Annotated in this window: 19 protein-coding genes; 7 read left to right on the forward strand and 12 right to left on the reverse strand. The window is 65.6% G+C overall.

Going from position 1 to position 20,740, the window contains the following annotated elements; genetic code table 11:
- Positions 1 to 25 precede the first annotated feature (25 nt).
- On the forward strand, positions 26 to 1,117 hold the full coding sequence (locus tag ACP7AX_RS14945) for an SDR family oxidoreductase (RefSeq protein WP_426227415.1): 1,092 nt from the start codon (positions 26 to 28) through the stop codon (positions 1,115 to 1,117).
- On the opposite strand, the gene ACP7AX_RS14950 is transcribed toward ACP7AX_RS14945, so the two are convergent.
- The 7 genes from ACP7AX_RS14950 to ACP7AX_RS14980 form a co-directional block, all read right to left on the reverse strand.
- Positions 1,107 to 2,240: a Gfo/Idh/MocA family protein gene (locus ACP7AX_RS14950; protein ID WP_426227417.1), complete on the reverse strand. Its 1,134-nt coding sequence runs from the start codon at positions 2,238 to 2,240 to the stop codon at positions 1,107 to 1,109. The two genes, ACP7AX_RS14945 and ACP7AX_RS14950, sit on opposite strands and share 11 nt — an antisense overlap.
- Entirely contained in the window at positions 2,225 to 2,923 is a 699-nt protein-coding gene (locus ACP7AX_RS14955; RefSeq protein WP_131684221.1) for a ThuA domain-containing protein, read from the reverse strand. The genes ACP7AX_RS14950 and ACP7AX_RS14955 overlap by 16 nt, the downstream gene beginning before the upstream one ends.
- A gap of 95 nt (positions 2,924 to 3,018) precedes the next feature.
- Positions 3,019 to 4,521, reverse strand: a complete 1,503-nt coding sequence (locus ACP7AX_RS14960) for a pectinesterase family protein (protein WP_426227420.1) — start codon at positions 4,519 to 4,521, stop codon at positions 3,019 to 3,021.
- Complete coding sequence (locus ACP7AX_RS14965; protein WP_426227422.1) at positions 4,493 to 6,493, reverse strand: pectinesterase family protein; 2,001 nt, start codon at positions 6,491 to 6,493, stop codon at positions 4,493 to 4,495. Before ACP7AX_RS14965 ends, ACP7AX_RS14960 begins: the two co-directional genes overlap by 29 nt.
- A gap of 102 nt (positions 6,494 to 6,595) precedes the next feature.
- Complete coding sequence (locus tag ACP7AX_RS14970) at positions 6,596 to 7,492, reverse strand: carbohydrate ABC transporter permease (RefSeq protein WP_131684218.1); 897 nt, start codon at positions 7,490 to 7,492, stop codon at positions 6,596 to 6,598.
- 10 nt (positions 7,493 to 7,502) lie between these two features.
- On the reverse strand, positions 7,503 to 8,456 hold the full coding sequence (locus tag ACP7AX_RS14975; RefSeq protein WP_131684217.1) for a carbohydrate ABC transporter permease: 954 nt from the start codon (positions 8,454 to 8,456) through the stop codon (positions 7,503 to 7,505).
- Positions 8,457 to 8,503: 47 nt separating this feature from the next.
- Positions 8,504 to 9,808 (reverse strand): ABC transporter substrate-binding protein, encoded by a 1,305-nt coding sequence (locus ACP7AX_RS14980; RefSeq protein WP_426227425.1) that lies wholly within the window; start codon positions 9,806 to 9,808, stop codon positions 8,504 to 8,506.
- Positions 9,809 to 10,106: 298 nt separating this feature from the next.
- Between ACP7AX_RS14980 and ACP7AX_RS14985 the strand changes: the two genes are divergently transcribed.
- The 3 genes from ACP7AX_RS14985 to ACP7AX_RS14995 are packed head-to-tail and all read left to right on the forward strand — an operon-like array spanning position 10,107 to position 13,632.
- Entirely contained in the window at positions 10,107 to 11,024 is a 918-nt protein-coding gene (locus ACP7AX_RS14985; protein ID WP_426227427.1) for a PmoA family protein, read from the forward strand.
- Positions 11,021 to 12,595: a family 43 glycosylhydrolase gene (locus ACP7AX_RS14990; RefSeq protein WP_426227429.1), complete on the forward strand. Its 1,575-nt coding sequence runs from the start codon at positions 11,021 to 11,023 to the stop codon at positions 12,593 to 12,595. Before ACP7AX_RS14985 ends, ACP7AX_RS14990 begins: the two co-directional genes overlap by 4 nt.
- Before the next feature lie 17 nt (positions 12,596 to 12,612).
- Entirely contained in the window at positions 12,613 to 13,632 is a 1,020-nt protein-coding gene (locus ACP7AX_RS14995; RefSeq protein WP_426227431.1) for a LacI family DNA-binding transcriptional regulator, read from the forward strand.
- A gap of 16 nt (positions 13,633 to 13,648) precedes the next feature.
- Here the strand turns inward: ACP7AX_RS14995 and ACP7AX_RS15000 are convergent, their stop codons facing one another.
- The 4 genes from ACP7AX_RS15000 to ACP7AX_RS15015 all read right to left on the reverse strand — a co-directional run bounded on the left by ACP7AX_RS15000 (position 13,649) and on the right by ACP7AX_RS15015 (position 17,765).
- Entirely contained in the window at positions 13,649 to 15,064 is a 1,416-nt protein-coding gene (locus tag ACP7AX_RS15000; protein WP_426227433.1) for an MFS transporter, read from the reverse strand.
- Positions 15,065 to 15,163: 99 nt separating this feature from the next.
- Positions 15,164 to 15,520, reverse strand: a complete 357-nt coding sequence (locus tag ACP7AX_RS15005; RefSeq protein ID WP_426227435.1) for a hypothetical protein — start codon at positions 15,518 to 15,520, stop codon at positions 15,164 to 15,166.
- A 536-nt stretch (positions 15,521 to 16,056) separates the two neighbouring features.
- Positions 16,057 to 17,319, reverse strand: a complete 1,263-nt coding sequence (locus tag ACP7AX_RS15010; RefSeq protein WP_426227437.1) for an MFS transporter — start codon at positions 17,317 to 17,319, stop codon at positions 16,057 to 16,059.
- The gene (locus ACP7AX_RS15015; RefSeq protein ID WP_131684210.1) at positions 17,316 to 17,765 is read right to left on the reverse strand and encodes a MarR family transcriptional regulator; all 450 of its coding nucleotides are present in this window, start codon (positions 17,763 to 17,765) and stop codon (positions 17,316 to 17,318) included. Before ACP7AX_RS15015 ends, ACP7AX_RS15010 begins: the two co-directional genes overlap by 4 nt.
- Positions 17,766 to 18,053: 288 nt before the next feature.
- On the opposite strand from ACP7AX_RS15015, the gene ACP7AX_RS15020 reads away from it, so the two are divergent.
- Positions 18,054 to 18,908: a CPBP family intramembrane glutamic endopeptidase gene (locus ACP7AX_RS15020; RefSeq protein ID WP_426227439.1), complete on the forward strand. Its 855-nt coding sequence runs from the start codon at positions 18,054 to 18,056 to the stop codon at positions 18,906 to 18,908.
- Here ACP7AX_RS15020 and ACP7AX_RS15025 read toward each other — a convergent pair.
- Positions 18,892 to 19,587, reverse strand: a complete 696-nt coding sequence (locus tag ACP7AX_RS15025) for an LmeA family phospholipid-binding protein (protein ID WP_426227441.1) — start codon at positions 19,585 to 19,587, stop codon at positions 18,892 to 18,894. The two genes, ACP7AX_RS15020 and ACP7AX_RS15025, sit on opposite strands and share 17 nt — an antisense overlap.
- Positions 19,588 to 19,674: 87 nt before the next feature.
- Between ACP7AX_RS15025 and ACP7AX_RS15030 the strand changes: the two genes are divergently transcribed.
- Both ACP7AX_RS15030 and ACP7AX_RS15035 read left to right on the forward strand, forming a co-directional pair.
- Positions 19,675 to 20,379, forward strand: a complete 705-nt coding sequence (locus ACP7AX_RS15030; protein ID WP_426227443.1) for an alpha/beta fold hydrolase — start codon at positions 19,675 to 19,677, stop codon at positions 20,377 to 20,379.
- Positions 20,376 to 20,717, forward strand: coding sequence for a hypothetical protein (locus ACP7AX_RS15035; RefSeq protein WP_426227445.1), 342 nt, complete (start codon positions 20,376 to 20,378; stop codon positions 20,715 to 20,717). Before ACP7AX_RS15030 ends, ACP7AX_RS15035 begins: the two co-directional genes overlap by 4 nt.
- Positions 20,718 to 20,740: the final 23 nt, after the last annotated feature.

Genomic DNA, 20,740 nt, shown 5'->3' on the forward strand with positions numbered 1-20,740 from the left:
GCAACAAAACACCAGAAGGAGCGCCATGACCATCGGCACAGGAACAACAGCGGGCACGGAGCGCACGGCACTTGTAGTGGGAGCCACCGGCATCGCCGGATCCGCGCTCGTCGAGAGCCTTACCGCCGAGGGGTGGGCCGTTCTTGCCCTGTCCCGCAGGCCCGGAGCGGAGCGCCCCGGGGTGCGCTGGCTCTCCGCGGACCTGACCTCGGCGGCGTCATTGACCGAAGTTCTCGGGCCGGAGAATCCCTCGCATGTGTTCTTCACGGCGTGGTCGCGGCGCGAGACGGAGGAGGAGAACATCGCCGTCAATGCCGGCATGGTGCGCGATCTCCTCGCTGCGCTCCGGGGCAAGGACGTGGCCCACGTTGCGCTGGTGACCGGCCTCAAGCACTACCTTGGACCCTTCGAGGCGTATGCAGCCGGGAAGATGGCCGATACGCCCTTCCACGAGGAGGAGCCGCGCCTGCCGGTGCCGAACTTCTACTACGCCCAGGAGGATGAACTCTGGGCTGCGGCCGCGGAGCAGGGGTTCACCTGGTCTGTGCACCGCGCGCACACGGTGATCGGGCACGCGGTGGGCAATGCCATGAACATGGGCCTCACGCTGGCCGCCCAGGCGACTCTGTGCAGGGAGAGCGGTGAGCCGTTCGTCTTCCCGGGCTCGGAAACTCAGTGGAACGGGCTGACCGACATGACCGAGGCCGGCCTGCTCGCCGAGCACATGATCTGGGCCGCCACCACGCCGAAGGCCGCTAACGAGGCGTTCAATATCGTCAATGGCGACATTTTCCGCTGGCGCTGGATGTGGCCGAAGCTCGCCGCCTATTTCGGTGTGGAGTGGGAGGGCTACGAGGGCCAGCCCCGCCCCCTCGAGCAGTCCATGGCAGGCCGGGCGGACCAGTGGAGGGAGCTGGCCGGGCGCCACAACCTCAGCGAGCCGGACCTGGACCGCGTGGCCTCGTGGTGGCACACCGACGGCGACCTCGGGCGGGGCATCGAGGTAGTGACAGACATGGGCAAGAGCCGGGATGCCGGGTTCACCGGTTACCGGCGGACCCTGGACGCCTTCACTGCACTCTTCGACCGGTACCGGGCCGAGAAACTCATTCCCTGATCGCGGTGCTGCCGGAAGGCACCGGCACCCCCGGGCTGGCGATGTCCGCGAGCGCGACAACGGACGGGCGTTCGGCTGTGCTCCGGATTGCCACCGCCTGCCCGGTGTGCGCGGAGGCCAGCAAGGAGTCCATAACGTCCAGCACATGATAGGCCAGGGTGCCGCCGGCCCGGGGCTCATCCCCTTGCGGCGTCGCTGCGAGGTCTGCGATGCCGTAGCCGCGTCCGGAGCCGAGGTACCCGGCCGAGACCGGCAGCGCTACCCAGTCTTCGGCGCCGAGCGCGAAGAGCCGGACGTCGCCGTCGAAATGGTTAGGGTCCGGGACGGCGAGGGAGCCCTGCTGGCCGTGGACTTCGATGTTCGCGGACGTCGACTGGACGGCGTCGAAGCTCATGACGAGGGTGGAGATGGCACCCGAGGTGTGCTCCAGGACGCCTGTCACGTGGGTGTCGATGGCCACGGGTACGGGCTGCCCTTCGCGTGGCCCCGAGCCGATGGTCCGTTCGCTGCGGCCGGCGCTGGCGGCGCCGATCACCGAACTGACAGGTCCCAGCAGCGTGACGAGCGCGCTGATGTAGTACGGGCCCATGTCCAGCAGGGGGCCGCCGCCGGGCTGGTAGTAGAAGTCCGGATCCGGGTGCCAGCGCTCGTGGCCGGGCGTCAGCATTGTGGCTGTGGCCGCGACCGGCGCGCCGATGAGGCCGTCGTCGATCGCCTTCCGGGCGGTCTGGATGCCGGTGCCGAGCACCGTGTCCGGGGCACAGCCGACGAGAACACCGGCCGCCCGGGCAGCGTCGAGCACTTCGCGGGCTTCCGCGGTGGTGGCGGCCAGCGGCTTCTCGCCGTACACGTGTTTGCCGGCGGCGATGGCCCGGAGCGCCACGCCGGCATGGGCTGCGGGGACGGTCAGGTTGAGGACGAGGTCGACGTCGTCAGCGGCCAGGAGTGCCTCCACCGGCACCGCGCGCACGCCTTCGCACGTGTCGGCAGCGGCCTGCGCGCGGGCAGGGTCGAGGTCGGCCACAGCCACGAGGATGACGTCCTCGAGGCGGCGGAAGCTCTCCAGGTATTGCCCCGCGATCTTCCCGCAGCCGATGATGCCAACTCTTACCGGCTTGCCCACAGCAAACCCCTTTCGATAATGGTGCGGACGTTGGTGTCTTTGAGGACGTCAGTCTCGTGGCCCGGCGTGCACACGAAGATCCTGCCCTTGCCCCACTGCCGGGTCCAGATCGCGGGCGAGGTAACTTCGCGGTGCCACGGGTCCCACTCGCGGACCCGCTGGGTGGTGGTTGCGAGGACATCGATGTAGCTGTCGGTGAGCACCCAGTACTGTTCGGTGACGAGATCGAAGTCGGAGATACCCCTGGTAATGGGATGATCCGCTGCAGCCGGGAGCATGTTCACCGTATAAGGGACGTAGTTGTCCGAGCGTTCGCCGGTCCGCTCGTCCGGGTGTTTGCCGGGATGGCACGCGAACTGGCCGCCGATCAGGTGCAGGTAATCCGCACTGTTCCGGTACGAATCGGCGATCCCGCCGTGCCAGCCCGCCAGGCCGGTGCCGTTCCCGACGGCGGTGCGGAGCCCCAGCAACTCGTCCTTCTCGATGGTGGACATCGTCACGCACTGCATGATGAGGTCCACCCCGGCAAGGTAATCGGCGTCGGCATAGATCTTGGGTGATTCCTCAACCCTGACGTCGTAACCGTGCTCTTTGAGGTGCGGGATGAACAGTTCCGTGGCTTCGACAGGCTGGTGCCCGTCCCAGCCGCCCCGCACCACGAGGGCAGTCTTGGTGGTTTTCATTGGTCTCATTCTTGTGGTTCTCAGCGGGAGGTGATGCGTTCCCATGCAGAGGCCTGCCCGATGTTGCGGGCAGGCCACTGCGGCGGGATGTCAGGCTAGCCGGACGTGCCGTTGAGAACTGTCACGTTCGAGTAGGTGAAGTTGTGTCCTGTGGCCAGGAGGACGTGGCCGTCCTGCCGTGCGTCGGAAGTGACGGTAAGGTCCCGCACCGTCGAGCCGTCCGCCGCCACCAGCAGGGTGACCCCCTCGCTGTTGGTCAGCACCACATCCGCGGCGTTTCCCGTTGCCCCCGCCAGGGTGACGTTGCGCCGGTCACCCCAGATGATCGAGGGCTCATGGTAGGTGCCCGGCTGCAGCAGGACGGTCACGTGCCCCGGATTGTTCGGTGGAATTGCCCCCACGGCCGCCCGGATGCTGGCGTAATCCCCGGTGCCGTCGAGTGCGACGGTCAGGAGCTTCGCCGCTGCGGGTTCCGTCCCGCCCAGCGGACCTCCGAAGGCACGCACCAGTGCCGGGACAGCCTGGGCAGGTGAGAGCTCGTAGGGGTACGCCGCCACCGGATCGAAGGACTGGCCCCGCGGCACACCGGTGTTGCCGCTGCACGCTTCGAAGACATTGTCCCGGGCCACCAGTTCGCCGCCCGATCCCTGGTGATGGAGCGGGTTACGGACGTTCCGGAAGTAGTTGCCCTCCACCACCAGCAGCGCCGCGTTCCGGCCCAGCATCCCGTAGCTGGAAATGTTCTCCAGGTAGTTGTTGTAGACGTGTGAGGCTGCCGTGTTGTCAAGGCTGGCATTGCGCTGGTGCGTGTTCCGGATCCAGTTGTGGTGCAGCGTCAGCCGGGTGACAACATTCTGCGTCCAGCCTTCACCCAGCGCCTTGTTGTGGTCCGCAAAGACGTTCCAGGACACGGTGACGTTGTCGCAGTCCTTGCGGATGTCCACCAGGCCGTCGCCCAGCCGGGTGAAGTGCATGTGGTCCACCCAGACGTGCGTGCAGGTGTCCATCTGGATGCCGTCCCTGTCGTTGTCCGGCCGTTTCCCCGCGAAATCGCCCGGGATGTAGGAGTCCCGGACGGTGAAGTTGCGGAACACCACGTTGGAGACATTGATGAGCTTGAAGCCGGCGTTCACCACCGCGGCTCCTTCACCGTCCCCGAGGAAGGACTTGTTGGCTGTGACGGTCAGCTTTTCGTACTGCTCGAACACCAGTTCGCCCTCGATGATCACCACCAGCGGCTCAGTGCTCCTGGCGAAGGCGCGGAGCTGGTCCGGAGTCGTGGCGCGGACCAGCTGGCCTCCCGCCCCGCCGGTGGTGCCGGCGCGGCCGTGGGCTGCCACGCCAGCAAACCCTTCCGGCCCATCAGTCCACGCGGCGCCGCCGAGCGCGCGGCCCACCGGCAGCCCCGCCTCGGCAAAGCCGTTGGAGCCGACGGCGGCGTCCAGTCCTGCACGACCCGCCGCCCTGGCTGCCGGGCCAAGCATGCCCGACGCAACCACGGCGCCCGCTGTCAGTCCGGCCGCAAGGAGGCTCCGCCGTCGGACGTTGATCTCAGGTAACTGGGCCATCTCAGCCACGTCCTTCCGGGGTCCAGTCACCGAGGAAGGCTTCCTTGGTGAACGTGAGGGCCTCCGCGGGCGAAAGCTGGGGATGGAATTCATTGACGTACGCGCCGGGTCCGGTGTTGTTGAATTCGGCGAACCGTCCCTCGGTCCAGGCGTGGCCGCTCATGTCTGCCCAGCCCTGGACGGCGATGTGGTTGCCCAGGACCGAGTCCCGGATCACTGCCATCGGGTGCGCAGCCGGGTCACTGCTGGCGAACCAGGGGCGGCCCAGGCTGACGGTGCCGGGGGCGGCGTCGGAAGTGAGCGTGCTGTTCGTGATCAGGATGCCGTATGGGTTGGAGTTCTTGGTGCTCGGGGCCACGATGTAGCCGTTGTTGGTTGCGCTTCCCCGGTCCAGGGAGTGGATGGTGCAGCCGTCCAGCACTGCCGTGCCGCGGCCGTAGATGAAGTCCACGTCACCCTCGATGTAGCAGTCCTTGAGGTAGGTGCGCGCTGTGGCGTCGCGGCCCGTGGTGTCCGCGAGGTAGGTGTCCTGGTTGCCCAGGAAGCGGGTGCCATCGAACGTCACTTTGTCCGCCACCGTCCGGACGGCGAGCGCCTGGCTGCCTCCGTTGGCGGCTTCGTCATAGGCGTTCTCCACGGTGAGGTTCCGCACCGTGGTGCCCTCGGCGAGGACGTTGAGGGTGGCGCTGCCACCGGCACCCCAGGTGCCGCCGAAGAATTTCACGCCGCTGGCCGGGAGGTCGTAGGTGATGACGACGTCGGCCGGGTTGGCTGTGGCGCCCTGGATGGTGAGGTTGGGGCGGTCGGCCCAGATGTTGACGGATTCCCGGTAGGTGCCGGGTTTGACCGTGATGGTGCGCGGGAGGGTGCTGCCGCTGGGGACCGATCCGATGGCGGCCTGGAGGCTGCCGTAATCGCCGGTGCCGTCCAGGGCAACGGTGATTTCCGTGGTGTTGTTCGGTGCGCTGTTCCCGCGGGGACCGGCGCCGGCGGCCACGATCTCCGGTACCCGGGCGGCGTCGTCCTTTTGGTAGGTGTAGTACTGGGTGGGATCGAATGCCGCACCCACGTTGTCCTTGCGGCCCCGGGTGCCGTTGAAGATGTTGTCCCGGTTCACCACCTCGGTGGCGGGATCCTTGGCCACCACCGGATCCTGGACGGCGGTGAAGGTGTTGCCCTCCAGGACCACCTTCGCGGCGTTGCGGCCCATCATTCCGTACTGGCCGATGTCCTGCAGGTAGTTGTTGTAGACGTGGGCGGCCGCCGTGTTGTCGAGGCTGAAGTTGCGCTGGGTGGTGTTGCGGATCCAGTTGTGGTGGACGGTCATCCGGGTCACCGCGTTCGCGGACCAGCCGACGCCGAGGGCCTTGTTGTTGTCTGCGAAGACGTTCCACGAGTAGGTGACGAGGTCTGAATCCTTGCGGGTGTCGATCAGGCCGTCGCCCATCCGCTGGAATTTCATGTGGTCAACCCAGACGTGGTGGGTGGTGTCGAGCTGGAGGCCATCGCGGTCATTCTCAGGGCTCTTGCCGTCCCAGTCCCCGGGAATGTAGGAATCCCTGACAGTGAAGTTCCGGAAGATGACGTTGGAGACGCTGTTGAGTTTGAAGCCGGCGTTCACCACCTCCGCATCCGCCCCCACCCCGATGAAGCTCTTGTTGGCCGCCACCGGGATCTTGATGTAGTCAGCAGCAGTGAGGGTGCCGCGGATGAAGATGACCAGCGGTTCGCTTGCCGCCGCGTAGTCCTTGAGCTCCTGGATGGTGGCGGCCGTGACGATCCTGCCTGCCTGGCCGCCGGTGGTTCCGGACAGGCCGTAGCCGGGAAGGGAAGCGAACCCGTCCGGCGTCTCCTTCCACATGGCCTCGGGAGTACCTTGAACATCCGTACCGGCTTTGACGGTTCGGGTATCGGCAGGGACCGCGTTCGCGGCCGGGATCGCCGTGAGGCTCCCCAGCATCACGACGGCGGTGGCCGCGCCGAGCAGGCGTCGCAAACTCATGCAAAACTCCTTTGTTTTGTGTCCGGGCAGCCTCCAGCCAGGACGTATTCATTGAAGGGTGTTGTTCAGTCAGCGATGCATACGGAGAAGTGCGGGGCGGATCTACTTGAGTCCCGTGGTGGCGATGCCGTTGATGAGGTACTTCTGGCCGGCGATGAAGAAGCCGATGATGGGGGCGATGGACACCACGGACATGGCGAACATGGGGCCCCACATGCTCTGGCCTTCCGAGTCCATGAAGGCACGCAGCGCCAGGGGAACGGTGTAGAGGTCCTGGTTCTGGATGTAGAGCAGCGGCCCGAAGAACTCGTTCCAGGTGGAGATGAACGTGAAGATCGCGGTGGTGGCCATGGCCGGGATGCAGAGGGGCATGATCACCCGGAGGAAGGTGCGGAACGGTCCGCAGCCATCGATCTGGGCGGCGTCGTCCAGTTCCTTGGGGAGTGCCTTCATGAACTGAACCATCAGGAAGATGAAGAACGCGTTGGTTGCCATGAAGTTCGGCACGATCAGCGGCAGGTAGGTATCAAGCCAGCCCAGCTGGGAGAAAATGATGTACTGCGGCACCAGGAGCACGTGGCCGGGCAGCATCAGGGTGCCCAGCATCAGGGCGAAGAAGAGCTTCCGGCCGGTGAACTCCATCCGGGCGAACGCGTAGGCGGCCAGGGCGCAGGAGAAGATGTTCCCAATGATCGAGAAGACCACCACGATCAGGGAGTTGATCAGGTAGACGTGGAACGGCTGGTTCAGCGCATTCCAGCCCTGTTCGTAGTTACTGAAGTCCCAGTTCTCCGGCCACAGGCCGAGCTGGCGGAAGATGTCGTTGCTTGGCTTGAAAGAGCTGGAGATCAGCCACAGCAGCGGATACAGCATGACCAGGCCCACCAGGCACAGGATCAGGTGGCGGGAGAAGCGGGTTCCCGGCGTGCCGGTCAGCGCATCTTCCGGAGCTTCTTCCTTTTTTTGCTTGTTCTTGACGGGTAGTTCGAGGAGAGCCATAGCGGTTGCCTTAATTGTCGTAGAAGACCCAGAACTTGGATGCGATGAAGTTTATGGCCGTGAAAATCGCAATAATCATCAGCAGCAGCCATGCCATCGCGGAGGCGTAACCCATCTCGAATTCGGTGAAGCCCTTCTGGTACAGGTACAGGTTGTAGAACAGCGTTGAATCCGCCGGGCCGCCCGTGCCGCCGCTCATCACGTAGCCCTGGGTGAAGGTCTGGAAGGACCCGATGAGCTGCATGATGAGGTTGAAGAAGATGATGGGGCTGATCAGCGGCAGGGTGATGGCGCGGAACTGCCGCCACTTCGAAGCGCCGTCAATGGAGGCGGCCTCGTAGTACATGGTGGGCACCTGCCGCAGGCCGGCCAGGAAGATCACCATGGGCGAGCCGAACGTCCACACGTTCAGGACAATCAGGGTGCTCAAGGCAAATTCAGGGTCGGTGACCCAGGCCGGACCCTGGATGCCGAACCAGCCCAGGAACCCGTTGACGATTCCGTCGTTGCCGAAGATGTAGCGCCACAGCATCACGATCGCCACGCTGCCGCCCAGCAGGGACGGCAGGTAGTAGACGGACCGGTAGATCGAGAGGCCGCTGAGTCCGCGGTTCAGGACCAGTGCCACCAGCAGCGCGATGGCCAGCGAGATCGGCACCGAGACGAAGGTGTAGATGAACGTGACCTTCAGGGACTGCAGGAGCCGGGGATCCTCGAACATGGCCTGGAAGTTGGCCAGCCCCACGAAGTTCGGCTCAGTGAAGAGGTTGTAGTCCGTAAAGGCGAGGTACAGCGAGGCGAAGAACGGGATGATCGTAAAGAGCATGCCGAGGAACCACGGCAACAGGAAGAGGTAGCCCGAGCGCTGGTTTGTCCGCCGGGAGGGGCCCCGCTTCGGCTTGCCACGCCCCGGCGCTGCGAGGGTGGCGGCAGCGCCGGAGGCTTGCTTGGTCAGCACTGACATGGTGTCAGGCTCCTATCTGCTTGGCTGGGTGTCTGGGCGCGGAGCGGCTACTTGTTGATGGCGGCATTGCTCTTCTCGAGGAAGGTCTTTGCTGCGTCTGCCGGGGTGATGCGGCCAAATTCGACTTCGGTGCCGAGCTGCTTGAGGGTGTCCGCCACTACGCTGGCGCCCTTGGGGTAGACGTAGGCGGGCGGCAGATCGTCCTTCTGGATGTCAGCCACCATCTCAACGAACTTGGTGTCGTCCGGCCCCAGCTTGGACAGGATGGCCTCGGTAACGTCCGGGTTGATGGGCACACCGCGCTGGGTCAGGGTCTGGGCGGCGCCGTCGACGTCGTTGATCAGGAAGTTCAGCAGCTTGGCCGCTTCCTTGGGGTGCTTGGACTTCGCGGCTACGGACCAGAGCATGCTGGGATCCGCGGAGTAGCCGCGGCGCTTTTCAGTGGTCTCACCGGGCATACGCAGCAGGACCAGGTTCCCGCCGGAGGCCTCGTTGTAGCCTTTGAAGTTGTTGATGGGAATGATCTGGGAGGCGACAGTTCCCTTGGCGAGGTAGGACTGCGCGGGCGAACCGCCGATCTGCTCGAAGAACCCGGCGGGCGGGTAGCCGCCGGCCTGGCGCAGGTCCACGCTGTACTGGAACCACTCGCGGATGGTTTCCTCGCTCACGCCGAGCTTGTTGTCCTTGGTGTAGAAGTCCTCGCCGCGCTGCCGGGCGAACAGGATGGGGCCCGTCTCGGTGGCGACGTCGTAGCCCGCTCCGTAGATTTTTCCGCCGGTCTTCTGCGACACCTCTGTGGCGAACTTGGCGTAGTCCTCCCAGCTCCAGGTCTTGTCATCCGGGATGGTGACGCCGGCCTGGTCCGTGATGGTCTTGTTCACCACCATGCCGATGAGGTTGACGCCGGTGGCCAGGCCATACAGTTTGCCGTCCACCTCGCCGCGGCTCTGGATGGTTTCGGGAATCTTGGCCAGGTCAATCTCCGGCAGCGTCTTCAGGTCCGCCAGGGTGCCGCGCTGGGCGTATTCCAGCAGGGTCCGGTTGGCCATGTTCAGCACGTCCGGGGGGTTGCCGCCGGCGAACCGGGTGGCCAGCTTGTCCGCGTAGGGCCCGCTGTCCTGGTATTCGCTCTTGACCGTGATCCCCGGGTTCTTCTCCTCGAAGATCTTGATGGCGGCGTCCGTCATCTTGGCGCGGTTGGAATCACCCCAGTAGACGAAGTTCAGTTCCACGTTGCCGCCTGCCGAAGGGGTGGATGCTCCGCCGCAGCCGCTCAGGGCCAGGCCTGCAGCGGTGATCGCCGCTCCAAGGATGATTCTGCGCGGGATGCGGGTGTTCGCTGTCTTCTTCATCGAATGACGCCTCTCTAGGGATGTCCGGACTGGCTCCCGGCGGCTGGTGGACCGCCTCGGAGTCAGGAAACTTTCTGAAGCTAACCACGGACTCTACTCCATGACATGGATTCGGTCCGCAGCTTTCAGAAAAAGTGAGTAAACGTTTTCTATCAAGAAGTTACTGTGACTGTCAACACAATTTTCTGAAGCCGCCAGACAACATGAGTACAGAAACTTTCTGCACTACTTGCCGGAGCTTTCCGTGATGGCTATGCTGATCCCCACATCACCGGTCATCAATCAACCAGGAGGTCCTGTGGCCACCCACGCGATCCCGGCGGAAGCACCCAGTAGCCCTGCACAAGCGGGACAGGAGCTTGCGCACCACGTCACCACCCTGCGGCAGCCCGCCAGCAGTTCGCCCCGCCCCTTCCTCCATCCAGTGCGTTCCCTCGCGGGCGCCACGGTGACCGAGGCCGGGCCGGCGGACCACCCGCATCACCTGGGCCTGTCCGTTGCCTTTTCCGACGTCAACGGAACCAACTTCTGGGGCGGGTCCACCTACAGCGCCGCCACCGGCCCCATGCTCCTGGCCAACCACGGCAGGCAACTCCCCCTGGGCTGGCAATCATCCGAAAACGAGGCGGGCTCAACAGAAGCGGGCAGCATCTCCTGGCGGTCGGAATCGGATAACGAGCTCGCCGTTGAGCAGCGGCGCATCGAGCGCTTCACCCACCCTGAGGCCGGAAGCTGGAGCCTTTCCCTGACCTCGGTGATCTCCCCGGCGGCGGGCGTCGAGCGGCTGCTGGTATCGTCGTCGGCCGTGAAGGGCAGGGCAGGCGCGGGCTACGGCGGAATCTTCTGGAGATTTCCACGGGGCACCGGAGACCCGCACATCCTGTCCGACGCCGGCAGCGGCGCCGACGCCACCCACGGGTCAAGGTCACCGTGGCTCTCGGTCACCATGCAGATCGACGGTGCACCGGTCAGCGTTGTCCTCGCCCAGGCCCCCGATTTCCCACTCCCGTGGTTCATCAGGGCCGAGGGCTACCTGGGGGCAGGACCCGCGGTTGCCTGGTCGGATGCAGCGGCCGTGGACCACAGCCGCCCGCTCAGGCTCAGTCTCCACGCAGTGATCCACGATGGCCCCGTGCGCACGGCAACCCGCGCCCTTGACCTTCTCCAACACCACCCACGAACCAGCCGCCCCGGCACATCCGACAGGACACCATGACAACCCGGATCACCCCCCTCTACTCCAATCCCATCCTCAATGGCGACTGGCCGGACCCTGATGCGGTGCAGGTGGACGGCATCTACTACCTCATCGCCTCGAGCTTCAACCGGGTTCCAGGGCTGCCCGTCCTGAAATCGCGGAACCTCGTGGACTGGGAACACGCCGGCCACGCCCTCGCCGAACTGCCGCAGGGCAGCCACTACTCGCTGGTGCGCCACGGGAGCGGGGTCTGGGCGCCGGCTCTGCGCCACCATAACGGCCGCTTCTGGATCTTCTACCCGGACCCGGACCACGGCATCTTCGTCCTCAGCGCCGAACGTGCCGAAGGGCCTTGGACCACGCCGCACCTGCTGTACGCCGGGCGCGGGATCATCGATCCGTGCCCTCTCTGGGACGACGACGGCGAGGCCTACCTGGTCCACGGCTGGGCGCACAGCCGGGTTGGTGTCAAAAACCGGCTGACGGTCCACCGCATGAGCCCGGACGCGGACCGGCTCCTGGACAATGGCACCCACGTGATCAAAGGGACGGACCTCCCCGGCTACACCACGCTGGAAGGCCCCAAGTTTTACAAACGCGATGGCTGGTACTGGATCTTCGCCCCCGCTGGCGGGGTGGCCACGGGCTGGCAATCGGTTTTCCGCTCCCGCTCCCCGTTCGGCCCCTACGAGGGCCGCAAGGTGCTGGAACAGGGAAATTCCGAGGTCAACGGTCCCCACCAGGGCGCCTGGGTAACCACGCCCGAGGGCCAGGACTGGTTCGTGCATTTCCAGGACCGCGGTCCCTACGGCCGGGTGGTCCACCTCCAGCCGATGGGCTGGGGCGAGGACGGCTGGCCGTGGATGGGAACACCAGCGGACGACGGCGGCCCGGGGACTCCCGTAGTCAGCCACCCGTACCCTGCGGGAACAGTAATTGACGAGGCGGCGCCGCCGGCCGGCGACACCTTCGAATCCCCTGGCCTGGGGCCGCAGTGGCACTGGCAGGCAAACCCTGTGGATTCGTGGTCGCGCCAGCCCGGAGGTGGGCAGTTGGTTCTTTGTCCGCAGGCCAACGATCCCGGGAACCTTCGCGAACTGCCCAACGTGCTGGGCCAGATCCTGCCGGGCACGCCGTCCGTGTTCACCACCACGCTGGAACTGGACGGCGTCCCGGGAGGTACCCGGGCCGGCGTCGTCGTCCTCGGGCAGCGGTACGCGTGGCTCGGGATCATCAAAACCGCCGACGGCTACATCCTGGGAAGCGGCACGGGCGGCGACTCCCCGAACGAGCTGCCGCTCGGCAGGCCGGTCCCGTTGGCGGGCCCGCGGATTGAACTGCAGATCCGCACGGACGGCACCCCGCGCTCCACGTTCGCCTGGCGTGCCGGGCGGGCTGACCCCTGGGAAGTCCAGGGGTGGAACTTCGAGGTGGTGGAAGGCAAATGGATAGGCGCGGAACTGGGGATCTTCACGGCTTCGCCGCTGGGATCACCGCAAAGCGGCAGTGTTATCGTTGGTCCCGTGCGGGTTGAGACTGCGCCGGTCCGCCGGGCATTCGCAGCGCATCTCGCCGCCGCTTCCCGATGACCCCAAGGACTGCTCTGTTGACCGCCACTCCGCGCCCCAAGATCGCAGATGTGGCCGCCGCGGCAGGCGTCTCGGTCCCCACTGTGTCCAAGGTCCTCAACGGGCGGGCGCACGTTTCCGAAGCCACGCGAGCCAAGGTCCGGCAGGCCCTGGAGGAGCTGGATTACACCAAGCGGAACGTGCCTGCGGACCAGCCGGGGCTGCTGCAGCTGGTGGTCAATAACTTCGATTCGCCGTGGGTGCTGGAGATCATGGCCGGGGCGGAGGAGGCCGCCGCAAGGCTTGGCTACTCCGTCGTTTACACGCGGGCGGAGCACGCCACGGCCGAGTCCTGGCGGAAGCTCCGGGAGTCGTCCGCCAACCGGCTGGCCGGCGTGGTGCTCCTGGCTCCGCGCCGCGGTTCGCGTCTGGTGACCACCCTCCGCAGCCTCAACATCCCCGCTGTGGCTGTTGACCCCGAAAGCACGGAGGGTCTCACCATCCCCAGCGTCAGCCCGGCGTCGTTCTCCGGAGCCCTGTCCGCGGTGGGCCACCTCCTGGAACTGGGCCACCGCCGGATCGGCACCATCACCGGCCGGGGGCACGGGTCCGGGCACAGCCGCGCGCGGTATGCCGCGTATGCCGCCGCCCTGCACGAAGCAGGGTTGCCGGTCCTGCCGGAGCTGGTGCGCGACGGCGACTTCAGCATCGAGGCCGGAGTCCGGCACGGCGGTGAACTCCTTGACCTGCCGGAGCCTCCGACGGCGATCTTCGCCGCCAATGACCTGCAGGCCCTGGGCGTAATGAACGCAGCCACGGGGCGCGGGCTGAAGATTCCGGCGGATCTGAGCGTGGTGGGGTTCGACGATATTGCACAGGCGGCCCTGACCTCACCGCCCCTGACCACCGTCCGCCAGCCTCTCGCCCAGCTGGCATCCATGGCCGTGAGCATGCTGACGGAACAGTTCGACCAGCAGCGGCCGGCCACACCGGCTGCCCTGGAACTGGCCACAGAAATGGTGGTGCGTGGCAGCACCGCCCCGCCGCGCTCGGGCTAAGGCGCGCGCAGGCTGGCTAGGGTTCCGCCGTCGCGCGGTTCTCCGCCGCCTCAGCTGCCGTCTGGGCATATGACGCCGAGAGCCGGCGGTAAACCGGGGTGAGGAATGCCAGCAGCGCGGCGATGATCATGATGATCCCGGCCACCAGGAACACCAGGGCGATCCCCCGGGAGACGCCCTCGCCCAGCAGCGGTTCCAGCTGCGCGGCGCCGTCGGCCGTCCTCGCATAAGGGATGATCCAGAACTGGGCGATCGGGGCGATGAGGAAGGCAGTGACCGGCGCTGCCGCGGACTCGAACGCCATGGCGAAGCCGAACACCCGGCCCTGCCGGGGCAGCGGCACCACCTGCTGAATGACGGTCTGCTCGGCGGCCTCCACAAAGGGCACCAGGACCAGGTACAGCCAGATGCCCGCGATGTACAGCCACGCCCATTCCCGCAAGGTGAACACCGCCCCCAGGACCCCTAGCACAATCACGGCGACGAGCAAGGTACGCAGGGGGTTGGGCCCAAGCCCGAACCTGGCGATCAGCGCCCCGCCCACGAGAATCCCGGTGGAAGCGACCCCGAAGTAAGTCCCCCAGAGCTCCACAGGGAACTCCTCCAGGCCGTAGGGATCCATCAGTGCCATGTAGACGCCGCCGATGAAGTTGTTGAACGTGGAGAAGACGATCAGCGCGAACAGGCCGGAAATTGCCAGTACTGCGGCGAGGGAGCCGTGCAGGTCGAATCCGCCGTGCGCGTCCGTAGCGGCTGCCTGCACCTCCTCCGGCATGCGCAGGGTGAGGAGGTGTGCGAAGGCGAGCGCCGTGAGCACCAACGAGACAACGATCGTCCAGCCCATCCCCAGCAACCCGACCGAGAGCCCGGAGAGCACCGAGGTGACGATCAGCATCAGGCCCTGCACCATGCCCACCATCCCGTTTGCCTTGTCCCGGCGGTCCGGCTCGATGAGGATGGTGACGGTGGTGGACAGGGCGATGTTGCGCATGTTTTCCACCACCGCGCCGATCAGGATGATCACGGTGAGGACCCAGAACCACGGCTGCGTGAGGTCCAGCATCATGGCGGGTGGCGTCAGCAGGAACAACACCCCGGACAGCACGAACATCACCAGGGTGAAGCCGGCGGCGAATCGCATCACGGCCAGTTTGCGGTAGCGGTCCACGAAGGTGCCGAAGCTGATGCTGGAGAGTGCAATCAGCAGCATGTACGCGCCGCCGATCACCCCGGTGGCTATCACGTTCCGCGTCTCCAGATACACCCAGAAGGTCAGGGCGAACCACAGGTAACTGGTGGTGATGTTGGCGACGCCGGTGTTCACCAGGATGCCCGCGAAGGTGCGGGACCGCTCCGCCGGGCTGCGCACAGAAGTGTCGACGGCGGCGGGAGCCTCCGCGGCCGTGGAAGGGGCCGGTTCGTGCTCGGTCATGGGGTCCAGTTTACTGAGAACCGCTTGAGGGGGACATGGTTTTCGGCGGGGTTTGGCAGCGCCCGGCCGGGTTCACCGGGCGCTGCCAACCTGGAATCACTACTTCAGGATGTAGATGATGTAGCGAACATTTCCGTAGCGGTCCGTGTACCAGGCATGGTGATTGCGGTGGTGACCGTACCGGTCTTTGCCGTGCCGATCGTAACCGTTGCAGTCGTAGCCGTTCTTGTCGAACCCATGCCGGTTGTAACCCCTGTTGTCGTAGCCCCAGTAGTCATAACCGCTCGTATCGTAGCGATGGCGGTCGCCGTCCCGGTCGCGATCATGGTGATGGGACGAGCGGTGGTCATCTCTTGAACCGCCGTCAGCAAAGGCTGCGCCGGCTGTCACTGAACCGCCGAGGGTCAGACCTGCTGCAAGTGCAACGGAGCCAAAGAGGCGGGATGCTTTGTTCATTTGAATATTCCTTGCGTAATCGAATGATCGAAAATCCGCAGGAACAGGAGCGCAGGATGAGTGGGCACAACTCGTCATTGGGCGGTCCACTCCATTGTTGACACGCCTGTCTACGGTTTTCTCCCAAGCCTGTTCGGTGCGTAAGAGGCACCGCGCTTGAGGGTGCCAGCCCCCGCACCAAGACAATGAACCTTTTACTTCCCCCGGTTCATTTGGTGAAGGGTGCTGTGAGTGATTGCTGATTCACGTCAGATGCAGAGGGGCACTTTAGATTGAGCGCCGGATTCAAGACCCTCGTGCCGGTCTGTGGACTCTCAGGTGATCAGCTTCCGTCCGCCATTATGTTCGTTGGGAGGGACGTGGAATCAAGAATACTGGGGTCCTTGAAAAGGGGGAAGAGTCAGGGTTTTATTACTCGGAAATCCCTGCCACCATGTTTTGGAGAGGTGTTTTCGCCAGCTCTCCAAGGCAGACTGCGTCCATTTCGTCATTACCCGCCGGTATATCCGCCATAAGCACCGGCGGCATCGTTTATGTTACGCAGCACCTCGTGAGCGCTTCCGGACGACTACAGCCCTCAGTTGCTGCGGAAATGTCAGCCTGCTCCTCCGGCTGACCACAATCACCGAAATAAGCCCGGTCAGCAGCACCACCGCCCCGCCAACTGCTACGGACCAGCGCGCCCCGAAGTCTGTACCGATCCACCCCATCAATGGCGCCCCCAGGGCTGTGCCGCCCTGCAGGACTGCCAGGTAGAGGGCCAGAACGCGTCCCCGGAACTGTGGATCCACGGACAGCTGGATGCTGGTGTTGCAGCTGTTCAGGAACGTGATGGCGGCCAAGCCCACTGGAATAAGGACCGCTGCGTAAAGCCAGAACGACGGCGATACGCTCGCAATCAGGGTAAACAGGCCCAGCCCGACAGCGCCGCCGAGCAGAAACCGCAGCCGCGGACCGGACCTGCGTGCCGCAAGCAGCGCTCCTGCCAAAGTCCCAACGGCCATAACGGACCCCAGGAGCCCGAATTCACCCGCACCCATCCCGAATTCCGCAGTGGACATCAGTGCGTTAATGATGGGGAAATTCATGCCGAAGGCCCCGAGGATCCCCACCATGACGAGGATAAGCACCAGGTCCGGACGCTGCCGGACGTAGCGCAGGCCCTCTGAGACCTGGCCCTTGCCCCGGACTGCGGGCTCGGAAGGTGCCAGTTCCGACGTCCGGATCCGCCACAGCGAGAGGATGACGGCGGCGAAGCTGGCCGCGTTGAGCAGGAACACCGGACCTGTGCCTATCCACGCGATGAGCAGGCCTGCGATCGCGGGACCGGTGAGCCGCGCCGTGTTGAACGAGGCAGAGTTCAGTGCCACCGCATTGGCTATGTGTTTATGACCCACCATTTCGGAGACGAACGCCTGGCGGGCCGGTCCATCAATGGCGCTGGCCAGGCCGAGGCAAAGCGCCGCGACGTAGGCTTGCCACAACTGCGCCGTCCCGGTCAGCACCAAGATGCCCACCATGAGCCCGACCAGACCCATGGCCGTCTGCGTCCACAGCAGGATCACGCGTTTCCGGTAGCGGTCTGCGAGCACTCCCGCGTACGGACCAAGCAGCAGCATGGGGAGGAATTGAAGTCCCGTGGTGATGCCGACGGCGGTGCCGGAGTTGTTTGTGAGGACGGTCAGCACCAGCCAGTCCTGGGCGATCCTCTGCATCCAGGTTCCGATGTTGGACACGAGCGCCCCGCCAGCCCACAACCGGTAGTTGCGGTTTTCGAGTGCCTGGAACATGGCGCTCATCGGGCACTCAGTTCCTGCATGATGTGGGCGGCGCGGCTGAGGGTGCGGCGGTCCTCGTCGCTGAGCCGGGCGACGCGTTGGGCCAGCCACGCGGTCCGTTGGCTGCGGGCCTCGGCGAGCACGGCCTCCCCGGCCGGGGTGATACTGACCCGGATCTGGCGGCCGTCCTCCGGATGGGGTGATCGTGACGCGAATCCCTGATCTGTGAGGGCGTTGACGATCCGTGTCATTGACGGGGCCTGCACGTGTTCCTGGTCGGCCAGTTCGCGGAGGGTCTGGGATTTCACCCGGAGGTGCGCCAGGACGGTGTATTGGCCCGGAGTGATGACATCCCCCGTTGCCTCGATGCGCAGGCGGCGGGACGTACGCATCACCGCTGTCCTTAAGTCGATTGCCAAAGTATCCGGCTGGATGCTGTCCTGCTCGCTGGCGACCGGGCTGGCCATGGCGTTCATCCCTTTCATTACCGTCGCGGGGCCCCCGCCCCGGACGATAGTTAGCAATGCTAATTAGTCCTGCTAACCATTATGGATCCTCGGCGCCGGGATGGCCAGTCCCTCTCCCGCCGCCGTCGTATTCGCCGACGAGTGCTGACCTGCATCCCCTTGTCGCCGGCGTTCCGGCGGCAGATAATGGTGCTGATTCCCACGTCAGCGGCTCAGCGATCCTGCGGCACGTGGCGGCATACGCTGCGGCGCCCTTCCTATCGGAACCCCGGAACGGCGGTACTCCCGATGAACTCGCGTGGCACCCCCACCACCCTCCCGTCCGTCATCAAACGGCATCCGGTGACATCTTTCGTGGTCATCGCCATCCCGCTGTCCTGGGCAGCGCAGATCCTCGCCCTTGTGCTGGTGGGTAACATCCTGCCGGGGATCCTCGCCGAGCTGCTGATCCTGTTGGGAACGGCCACCCTGGTCACCGCCGCCGCGGATGGCCGGCCAGCCGTGCGTGAGCTGTTCCGCCGGGCGTTCCGCTGGAGGGTCTCCCCCGGCTGGTACGTAGCAGCGGTGCTGGCCCTTCCCGCGCTCACGGTGCTCATTGCAGCGGTCACCGGAACCTCGCACCCGCCCGGTGGCGGCTGGTTGCCCCAACTCGGTAATTACCTGTTGAACACCGTGATCATCGGCGCCCTGCTGGCCAACATCTGGGAGGAGCTCGCCTGGACCGGTGTGGTGCAGCACCGGCTCATTGACAGGCACGGACCTGCCAAGGCCGCCTTACTGACAGCCATCCCGTTCGCACTGATCCACCTGCCCTTCGCTTTCTCCGAGCGGGGCTTCTCCGGCACCTCCTGGACCGACGTCGCGGTCACCTGGGCGGTCCTGTTCGTTCTTGCCCCGTTCTTCCGCTTACTTATGGGACTCGCTTACCTGGGCACGGGCTACAGCCTGCTCATCGTAGGGCTGCTGCACGCCTCCTTCAACGCCTCCGCGTCGACAAAGCTGGACGTGTTCGACGGCGGCTGGCAGCAGATTGCCGCCCTGATCGTCCTGCTCGGAGTGGTCGCCGCAGCCACGGCACCCCGGGCGTCCCGGTTGCGGCGGACAACGGAATCGGGTCCATCGGAAGCTACGGAACCAGCTTGACGTCCTCGCCCCGGAGATTGGCACGGAAGCCGTCGCTTTGGACGGAGACGTCCTGAAGCACCAGGCCCTCGGGTAGGCCCTCAATCTCGTGCTCGATGGTCACCAGCCCCCGCACCACTGCGCCGACGGCGTCCGAGAGGAAGTCCGGCCCACCAAAATCGATGGATCGCGGTTCAACAACCAGCCTGCCGGATTCCACCTCCACCGTGCCGGTCGCGGTCACGCGCAGTTCCCGGCCAAGGGCCTCCACAGTGCGAACGACGGCGGCCTGGCCGCCGCCAGCGGCCCGGACCACCGTCCCGCCACCGAGCTCACCGGCGACGACGTCGAACGGCACCGTCGCGTCCACTGAAAGCCTTGCGGCGACCAGCCCCTCCGGCCCGGTAACCACCTCCTGCCCGACAGCCCGGACGTCGCGGAGCGTCGAGCCCGCGGCCACCACTGTTCCTGCCTCAAGCTCAAGGTCGGCGAGCCACACCTCGTCCTCACGCAGGTCCGCCGGAGGCGCTGCATCAGTCTCGGCGCCCATCGACGGAGACGGCGACGGCCCAGCAGCCCCCGCCTCGCCCCCACCGGCAGGAGCGCTCACCACCAACCAAAGGACCGCAAGCACAACCCCCAGGACAACGACCATCCCAGCAGCACCGATCAGCCAGTCCTTCACACGCGTCCACTCCATGAGGACAGTCTGCTGGCTCGCAGGCTGCGGCGCGAACCCGTACGCCCGGCCCTACCCGCTGTCAGTGCCGCGGAGTAGGGTGCCGTCATGGACATCATCCTGGTACCCGGTTTCTGGTTGGACGCCTCGTCGTGGGAGGAGGTCACCCCCGCCCTGGAGGCTGCAGGGCACACCTGCCATCCGCTCACCCTCCCTGGCCTTGAATCGAAGGATGCAAAACGTGCCGGCATCACCCTCAAGGACCACATCAACGCCGTCGTGAAAACGGTGGACGCCCTCGAGGGCAAGGTGGTGCTGGTGGGGCACTCCGGTGGCGGTGCGGTCATCCACGGGGTGGCGGACGCACGGCCTGACCGCGTGGCGCGGAACATTTACGTGGACAGCGGGCCCCTGGGCGAAGGGGGCGTCATCAATGATGAACTGCCGGCCGACGGCGACGACGTCCCCTTCCCGCCTTGGGATGGCTTCGAGGATGCCGACCTGGTGGATCTCACGGAGGATCTCCGCATGGTGTTCCGCGCCCGTGCCATCCCCGAACCCAAGGGCGTGGCCTACGGCAAACAGCGTCTGCACGATGTCCGCAGGTACGAGGTACCCGCCACGGTGATCGCCTGCCAGTTCCCGTCCTCGCTGCTGCAGGAATGGATCGACGCCGGCCACCCCTTCACGGCCGAACTGGCCCGCATCCGCGACGTCGAATTCGTGGACCTGCCTACCGGCCACTGGCCCCAGTTCACCAAACCGGCCGAGCTTGCCCAGGCCATCCTGGCGGCAGTGGACCGCACCTTGTGACACCGGGGGCTGCGGAGGTGGTGCGGGACAGCTTCCTCCGCCGCTGGTTTGTGTCCGTGACCCTTGCGGAGGCCGCAGGGTTTGCCATTCCCGCGATCGCCGGCGGCTCGCTAGCCCTCTACGCCGCACCAGCCGCCGTCGTTTATCCTGCCCTGGTTCTGGCCGGCGCGTGGGCTGTCGGCCTCCTGTGGACCCTCGCACCGTCCCCGTTTATCGACGAAACTACTCCTGTGCCGATTCTGTTCGCCGTCTACCTGCTGGCCGGGCTGCTGATGGCCGCCACAGTGGCCGTACTGACGGGATTCGCGGCCCGGCGTGTTGTTTCGGGGGCGGGCTGAACGCGGAACGCCCGGAGAAAAGG

It is taken from the genome of Pseudarthrobacter sp. DSP2-3-2b1 (genome assembly GCF_049895945.1).
Classification (GTDB): domain Bacteria; phylum Actinomycetota; class Actinomycetes; order Actinomycetales; family Micrococcaceae; genus Arthrobacter.